The organism is Candidatus Protofrankia californiensis (assembly GCF_900634765.1).
GTDB classification, from domain to species: Bacteria; Actinomycetota; Actinomycetes; order Frankiales; family Frankiaceae; genus Protofrankia; species Protofrankia californiensis.
Map to the genome: position 1 here is coordinate 5,786 of NZ_CAAAFT010000380.1, position 7,804 is coordinate 13,589.

Annotated in this window: 7 protein-coding genes and 1 pseudogene; 6 read left to right on the forward strand and 2 right to left on the reverse strand. The window is 67.9% G+C overall.

Annotation, left to right across the window (positions count from 1 at the left end; genetic code table 11):
- The 4 genes from lipB to DD1DGNOD_RS19515 all read left to right on the forward strand — a co-directional run.
- Positions 1-629: lipoyl(octanoyl) transferase LipB (gene lipB / locus DD1DGNOD_RS19500; protein WP_131770776.1), on the forward strand; the 629-nt coding region annotated here is incomplete at its 5' end.
- 44 nt (positions 630-673) lie between these two features.
- Complete coding sequence (lipA, locus tag DD1DGNOD_RS19505; RefSeq protein WP_346434355.1) at positions 674-1,678, forward strand: lipoyl synthase; 1,005 nt, start codon at positions 674-676, stop codon at positions 1,676-1,678.
- 122 nt (positions 1,679-1,800) lie between these two features.
- Positions 1,801-2,010 carry a hypothetical protein gene (locus DD1DGNOD_RS19510; RefSeq protein ID WP_131767915.1) on the forward strand — a complete coding sequence of 70 codons (210 nt, stop codon included), beginning with the start codon at positions 1,801-1,803 and terminating at the stop codon, positions 2,008-2,010.
- A gap of 63 nt (positions 2,011-2,073) precedes the next feature.
- Positions 2,074-2,823, forward strand: a complete 750-nt coding sequence (locus DD1DGNOD_RS19515) for a DUF4191 domain-containing protein (protein WP_131767916.1) — start codon at positions 2,074-2,076, stop codon at positions 2,821-2,823.
- 142 nt (positions 2,824-2,965) lie between these two features.
- On the opposite strand, the gene DD1DGNOD_RS19520 is transcribed toward DD1DGNOD_RS19515, so the two are convergent.
- The gene (locus DD1DGNOD_RS19520; RefSeq protein ID WP_131767917.1) at positions 2,966-3,478 is read right to left on the reverse strand and encodes an RDD family protein; all 513 of its coding nucleotides are present in this window, start codon (positions 3,476-3,478) and stop codon (positions 2,966-2,968) included.
- A 182-nt stretch (positions 3,479-3,660) separates the two neighbouring features.
- Here DD1DGNOD_RS19520 and glnA point away from each other — a divergent pair, with 182 nt between their 5' ends.
- Both glnA and glnII read left to right on the forward strand, forming a co-directional pair.
- A complete protein-coding gene (glnA, locus tag DD1DGNOD_RS19525) occupies positions 3,661-5,085 on the forward strand; it encodes a type I glutamate--ammonia ligase (RefSeq protein WP_131767918.1) in 1,425 nt (474 codons plus the stop codon).
- Positions 5,086-5,560: 475 nt separating this feature from the next.
- Positions 5,561-6,622 (forward strand): glutamine synthetase GlnII, encoded by a 1,062-nt coding sequence (gene glnII / locus DD1DGNOD_RS19530; RefSeq protein ID WP_131767919.1) that lies wholly within the window; start codon positions 5,561-5,563, stop codon positions 6,620-6,622.
- Positions 6,623-6,778: 156 nt separating this feature from the next.
- Here the strand turns inward: glnII and DD1DGNOD_RS19535 are convergent.
- Positions 6,779-7,804: pseudogene (locus tag DD1DGNOD_RS19535) on the reverse strand (bifunctional [glutamine synthetase] adenylyltransferase/[glutamine synthetase]-adenylyl-L-tyrosine phosphorylase); the annotation flags it as partial.

Below are 7,804 nucleotides of genomic sequence, written 5' to 3' on the forward strand. Positions count from 1 at the left end.
ATGCGGCCGACACCTTGATCCTCCTGGAACATCCCAGCGTGTACACCGCCGGTCGGCGGACGCAGCCGTGGGAGCGCCCGTTCGACGGCACTCCGGTGGTGGACGTCGACCGTGGCGGCAAGATCACCTGGCACGGGCCGGGGCAGATCGTGGGCTACCCGGTGGTGCGGCTACCCAAGCCGCTGGACGTGGTCGCCTATGTCCGCGCCCTCGAGGGAGCCCTGATCGCGATCTGCGGGGACTTCGGTATGCCGGCCACCCGGGTGGCCGGACGTACCGGAGTGTGGACCACCGACGGGGAGCGCAAGCTCGCGGCGATCGGTGTCCGGGTGCGCTATCGGGTCGCTTATCACGGTTTTGCCCTCAACTGCTGTCCGGATCTCGGCGCCTTCACCAGAATCGTCCCGTGTGGCCTGTCCGATGTCGGGGTAAGCAGCCTGAGCAGGGAACTCGGCCGGACCGTGACCGTCGAGGAGGCACTGCCCATCGTGGAACGCCGCGCGGTCGAGGCACTGACGGCCTTCGTCATCCGGCCACGGGCCGTGGACGACCTACCAGCGCCGGGCGAGGACGAGGTACCGGTGCCCGGCGGCACGGTGCTGGCGCGGGAGACGGAGATGGCACGGTGACCACCGACAGCACGGTGACGATTCCGGCGCCCGAGGGCCGGAAGATGCTACGGCTGGAGGTCCGTAACGCGTCCACGCCGATCGAGCGCAAGCCGTCGTGGATCCGGACCCGCATGCGGACCGGCCCGCAGTACTCCGACATCAAGGGGCTCGTACACGACAAGGGCCTGCACACGGTGTGTGAGGAGGCCGGCTGCCCGAACATCTACGAGTGCTGGGAGGACCGGGAGGCGACCTTCCTCATCGGCGGCGAGGTGTGCACCCGCCGATGCGACTTCTGCCAGATCGACTCGGGACGCCCGGCCGCGTTCGACGCCGACGAGCCACGCAGGGTCGCCGAATCGGTGCAGGCGATGGGTCTGCGCTACGCGACCGTGACCGGGGTGGCACGCGATGACCTGCCCGACGGCGGGGCGTGGCTGTACGCCCAGACGGTCCGTGAGATCCACGCGTCCTGTCCGGGCACCCGTGTCGAACTGCTCATCCCCGACTTCCACGCCCGTCCGGAGCAGCTTGCCGAGGTCTTCGGGGCAGCGCCCGAGGTGCTCGCCCACAACATCGAGACGGTGCCGCGGGTGTTCCGGCGGATCCGGCCGGGGTTCCGGTACGACCGGTCGCTGGAGGTGCTCCGGCGGGCCCGCGACGCGGGTCTGGTGACCAAGTCCAACCTGATCCTGGGGCTCGGCGAAGAGCCCGCGGAGATCCTGTCAACCATGGCCGACCTGCTGGCTGCCGGCTGTGAACTGCTGACCATCACCCAGTACCTGCGGCCCAGCCCCCGCCACCATCCGGTGGCGCGCTGGGTGCGCCCCGAGGAGTTCACCGACCTGCGCGCGCAGGCCGAACAGATGGGGTTCGTGGGCGTGCTCGCCGGTCCGCTCGTGCGTTCGTCCTACCGCGCCGGACGCATGTACCAGCAGGCGATCGAGCATCGCGACGGCACCGACGGCCCGGGCGCACGTCCGCAGGCACGTTCAGAGGCCCGTCCAGGCACAAAAGGTACCGAGACACATAGTCCCACCCCTGGCCACTCTAACTACGCAGAGTAACTATCGCGGTGGTGTGCCCGCCCCAGCGGCACTAGTGTCATCCGACAGTAACCGCTGCGCAACGAGCAGATCAAGACTGAGATCATGACCGACAATGCGTTCGACCGGCCCGGGAGATCTACGTGATCCTGCTGAAGTCACTACTGACCGCCGTCGAAGAACTGACCCTTCTCCTCCTCCCCCACGGCGGCCAGCGAACAGCGCGTCGTAACGCCTGGCGTGCTGCCGCCGACCTGCAGGTGGGCGCCGGTCAACACGCCGAGGCTTCGTGGAAGATCGTGCGCTCCAGGCCACAGACCGGTGGACGGATGGCGATCGCCACCGAGCGTTGAGTACCCCGGGCACCTCGGCACCACGCTCGGGCAACACCCGATCCAGGTCGTAGGCTCGCGGTCATGGCGCGCACAAACAAGTCCGACGGCAAGGTGTCCGCTGCCGGAAAAGCCGCAGCGGGAGGCGAACGCACGAAAGGGGCCGACGGCAAGGCCGCCGGGCCGGGGCGCCTCACGCAGATCAGGACGGTGTTCCGACTCACCCGACAGCGTGATCCGCGAGCGGTGTGGTGGTCGCTGCTCGGCCTGCTGATCCCCGTGGCGATCGGCGTGCTGCTCGGGCTCGTCGTCGGCCCATTGTGGGTGTGGCTGCCCATCGGGATCATGCTGGGGCTGATCAGCGCCATGAACGTCTTCAGCCGCCGGGTCCAGCAGACCGCGTATGCCGAGATGGAGGGCCAGCCCGGTGCCGCCGCCGGGATCATCGAGCGTATGCGCGGAGACTGGCGGATCACGCCTGCTGTGGCGGTCAACCGCTACCAGGACGTCGTGCACCGCGTGGTGTGCCGCGCCGGCGTAGTGATCATCGCCGAGGGTCGGGGGCGCGGCCAGCGCGACCTGCTCGGCACCGAGGTCCGCCGCGTCCGCAAGGTGATCGGTGAAACGCCCGTCCACGACATCGTGATCGGCAACGGGCCCGGCGAGGTACCCCTGCCGAAACTGCGGTCGACGCTGATGCGCCTGCCACCCGCCCTGCGACGCGGCGAGGTGGAGCCCCTTGCACGGCGGCTACGGGCGGTGAGCTCGCCAACCCTGCCCATCCCGAAGGGCCCCATCCCCCGCAGCATCCCCCGCGGAGGAAAAATCCGGTAGATCCCCACCGGGGGCTTCGCAGCCATTGGGGATCCCCTACCTCGAGAGCTGGCCATCACGCGGGGTTCGCGATCTTCCCCGGAGATCGCAAACGGGAATCACCCACAGCCTCAACCACTTCGCCGCAATTTGGGGACATCCCCTACCGCGAGGGTTGGCCGTCGCCCCGGGTCGGGGAAGGGCGGGCCAAGCCCCGGCCGGGATCGCGGACGACCACCGTGCCGGCCGCGCGGTCGTGGGTGCCGCGCAGGTCCCGGTCCCAGATGAAGGCCGGGATGGCCAGGCCCAGCAACACGGTGCGGACCGCGCTCCAGAACCATCCCGCCCGGCGGTGGTCGCTCACCCTGATGACGCGGATACCGACCATGCGCATCCCGATGGTCTGCCCGTTGACCGCGATCAGGACGAGCTCCTCCAGCAGGAAGGCAAGGTAGACGGCGAGCCCGCGGGCGTCGACCGAGTAACGGAGCCCGAACAGCACCGGGACGCCGGCCAGCAGGTTGGCGATAACGGCGTCCACCGCGAACGCCGCCAGCCGGTGACCGACGCCGACCACCGCGCCGGGACCGTCGGCCGGCAGGCCGAGCCGGACACCGGGCGGGGTGTCCCGGGGAAGTTGTGGACCTTCCAGCCAGTTTCCGAGTGCGCGTCCCACGGGGCAAGCCTATGCCTGGCAACCGCCTCGAAAATCCAGTCACCCGGAGTAACAATTCCCTGCCGTGTTACAGTCACGAAACGACTTCGTCATGTTTACGGAACCATATGGAGTTACGGTCCGCATCGGGGCATGGCGTATCCTTCCTATCCACACGGCCATGAAGCTCCCTTGGAGGGTGGATGTTCACAAACGCCGATGACGTACTTCGCTACATCGCGGACGAGGGCGTCGAGTTCGTCGACGTCCGCTTCTGCGACCTTCCTGGGATTATGCAGCACTTTACGATCCCGACCGAGGTTTTCTCCGGCTCGGTGTTCACCGACGGCCTGATGTTCGACGGGTCCTCGATACGCGGGTTCCAGGCGATCCACGAGTCCGACATGCTGCTGCTGCCGGATCCGACCACGGCCTTCGTCGATCCGTTCCGTGAGCACCGGACGCTCGCGATGACCTTCTTCATCCATGACCCGATCACCCGAGAGGAATACTCTCGCGACCCGCGCAACACCGCGAAGAAGGCCGAGGCCTACCTGCGGGGTACAGGTTTCGCGGACACCGCCTACTTCGGCCCGGAGGCCGAATTCTACATATTCGACGACGTCCGCTACGACTACAATCCATACGGTTCCCTGCACGCCGTGGACTCCATCGAGGCGGCCTGGAACACCGCCCGCAAGGAGGAGGGCGGAAACCTCGGCTACAAGCCCAGGTTCAAGGGGGGTTATTTCCCGGTCCCCCCGACCGACCATTTCACCGACCTGCGGTCGGAGATGACCCGGGCGCTGATCAGGGCCGGTATCACCGTCGAGATGCAGCATCACGAGGTGGGGACCGCCGGGCAGGCGGAGATTGACATTCGCTACGACACCCTGCTGCGGACCGCCGACAACCTGATGCTCTACAAATACATAATCCGCAATGTCGCGCTCTCCCGCGGCAAAACCGTGACCTTCATGCCGAAGCCGCTCTTCCAGGACAACGGCTCGGGGATGCACGTCCACCAGAGCCTGTGGCAGGGCGACGACCCGCTGTTCTACAGCGAGAGCGGCTACGGCGGCCTGTCGGAGCTCGCCCGCTACTACATCGGCGGGCTGTTGCACCACGCGCCGGCGCTGCTGGCGTTCACCAACCCGACCACGAACTCCTACCGGCGTCTCGTGCCGGGCTACGAGGCACCGGTCAACCTGGTCTACTCGGCTCGTAACCGCTCGGCCTGCTGTCGCATACCGCTCAGCGGCGTCTCGCCCAAGGCGAAGCGGATCGAGTTCCGGGTCCCCGACCCGAGCTGCAACCCGTATCTGGCCTTCGCCGCGATGTTGATGGCCGGCGTGGACGGGATCCGCAACAAGATCGAACCGCCGGACCCGATCGACAAGGATCTCTACGATCTGCCACCGGATGAGCTGGCGGCCGTGCCGCAGGTGCCCGGATCGCTGGAGAAGGTGCTGGAGGCTCTCGAGGACGACCACGAGTTCCTGACCGAGGGGAGCGTCTTCACCCCCGACCTGATCGAGACCTGGATCGACTACAAACGCGTCAACGAGGTCGACGCAATTCGGCTCCGGCCGCATCCGTACGAATTCCAGCTCTACTACGACATCTGACGGGCGGGACGGCGGCCGAAAGCCACGCGCCTCGTTCGGCCGGTAATTCGGCCGGTGGTCCGGTCGGACGCTTCGGCCGGACCACCGGCGGAACGGTCCGGCCGGGTGAACCGCGATATCACTGAAACCGCGAACGAGGTGGCGGGCTGCCCGGCCCGTCCCCTCCGTGGAACATTTCTTCCCAGCATTCCGGGGACGTAACCCTCGGGAGACTCGGGCCTCCGGCGGCACGAAAAGAACATGGTCGCACCGCCTTTGGCCTGTCGGGCGGACCGAGTTGTTTCGGAGCACCCGGAAAGCCGAACCGACCGGAAACGCGTGATTGACCGGAAATTTACCGCGGTGAAACTGTGCGGAAACCGGACGCGACGAAGATCCGGACGGACCCTCTTGGCACCCGCGGCCCGGGTCGAACAATCCGCAGGTGCGCGATGAGAAACTCCGCTACGTGTCATGTCAACCACGGGGAGTATGAGTGAGTTACCAGGCCGAGTACATCTGGATCGACGGGACCAAGCCGGAGCCCCTGATGCGGAGTAAAACCCGTATCGTTGCCGACGGCAAGGAACCGGACATCTGGGGCTTCGACGGCTCAAGCACGAACCAGGCGCCGGGATCCAACTCGGACTGCGTCCTGCGGCCCGTGTTCACCTGTCCGGACCCCCTGCGCGGCGGTGACAACATCCTGGTGCTGTGCGAGGTCGAACTGACCGACTTCACCCCGCACCCGACCAACACCCGCGCGTTCTGCCGCCAGGCTTTCGAGAAGTACGCCGACCAGTCACCCATGTTCGGTATCGAACAGGAATACACCTTCTTCCAGAAGGGCCGGCCACTGGGCTGGCCCGAGGTGGGCTATCCGGCCCCCCAGGGTCCCTACTACTGCGGTGCCGGCGGCGAGAAGATGGTCGGCCGTGCGATCGTCGAGAAGCACACGCAGGCATGCCTCGACGCGGGCCTCGCCATCGAGGGCACCAACGCAGAGGTCATGATGGCCCAGTGGGAGTTCCAGATCGGCGTGCTCCCGCCCCCCGCCATCGGCGACCAGATCTGGGTCGGACGCTGGCTGCTCCACCGGGTCGCCGAGGAGTTCGACGTCACCGTCTCCTTCGCGGCGAAACCGATTCCCGGTGACTGGAACGGCGCGGGCGCGCACACCAACTTCTCCACCAAGGCCACCATGGAGAGCTGGGACGCCATCGTGACCGTGTGCGAGGCACTCGGCACCCGCGTCCTGGAGCACGTCAAGAACTACGGGCACGGGATCGAGCAGCGCCTGACCGGTGAGCACGAGACCGCTCCGTACGACAAGTTCTCCTGGGGCGCCTCCGACCGCGGCGCGTCCATCCGCATCCCGTGGGCTGTGGAGAAGGCCAAGAAGGGCTGGATCGAGGACCGTCGTCCCAACGCCAACATGGACCCCTACCTGGTCACCGGCCTGATCGTCGACACCTGCTGCAGCGCGCTCGCGGGCACGAAACCCACCCTGGTCATCCCCGGTCAGAAGGAAGCGACGGACGCGATCGTCACGGTCTGACCCGCCCGGGTAACCGCTGTACCACCTGTACCGCCGTAGGCCGCCGGACCCACCGCAGGCAGGGTGCGTCCGGCACCACGGCGCTCCGGCACCACGGCGCTCCGGCAGGTGCGCCGACCAGGGCAGGTGCACTGACCAGCACCTGCCCGGCGGCATCTACCCGTCCAGTCCGTCCAGCTCGCGTCTGTCCAGTTCGCGGGCGAACACGGCCTCCACCACCGCACGTGCATGTGCGCCGACGCGCCGGTAGTCACTCACCAGCGCGTCGGTCCGATCCGCCGGGTAGCCGACCGCGCCGGCGACCTGGGCCAGCGCCCGCGGCTGACGTGGCAGCACGTCACCGGGACGTCCCCGGGTCAACATGATCGCATTGCGGATACGGGACGCCATGGTCCACGCCTGTGTGAGCGTCGCCGCCTCGCCCGGATCGAGCAGACCGGTCGCGGCCGCCGCGCGCAGCCCCGCGAGTGTGGAGGTCGTGCGCAGGGCGGGTACACGGTGGGCATGCCGCAGCTGCAGCACCTGCACGGCCCATTCCACGTCGGCAAGACCGCCCGGACCGAGCTTGAGGTGCAGGGTGTGGTCCACGCCCGCGGGGATGCGCTCCGCTTCCATCCGGCCGCGCAACCGGACGACCTCGGCGACCACGCCGGGCCTCAGGTTCGACGGATAGCGGATCTTGTCCACCCACGAGCAGAACCGTTCGCCGAGGGCGGCGTCCCCCGCGACCGGGCGCGCCCGCAGCAGCGCCTGCGCCTCCCAGCCCTGCGACCACCGGTTGAAGTAGGCGGCGTAGCTGGCAAGGGTGCGGGTCATCGGACCGGTACGGCCTTCCGGGCGAAGCTGCGCATCCAGTATCAGGGGTGGATCACCGCCGGCGGGCAGGGCCAACAGCCGCAGCAGTTCGGCCACAACCATCCGTGCCGCATCAGCAACTTCACTGTCCGTGACAGCGCTGTTGGTGCTCTCCTCTGCCGGCTCGTGGACGAACACGACATCGGCGTCGCTGCCGTAGGACAGCTCCCCGCCGCCGAGACGTCCCATCGCGATCACCGCGATCCTCGCCGGGACGGGCCGGCCGGCCTCCTGTTCGAAGCGGCGTTGCGCGATGAACAGGGCCGCTTCGATCGTCGCCGCGGCAGCGTCCGACAGGGCCCGGCCCACCGCGGCGACGTCCAGCAG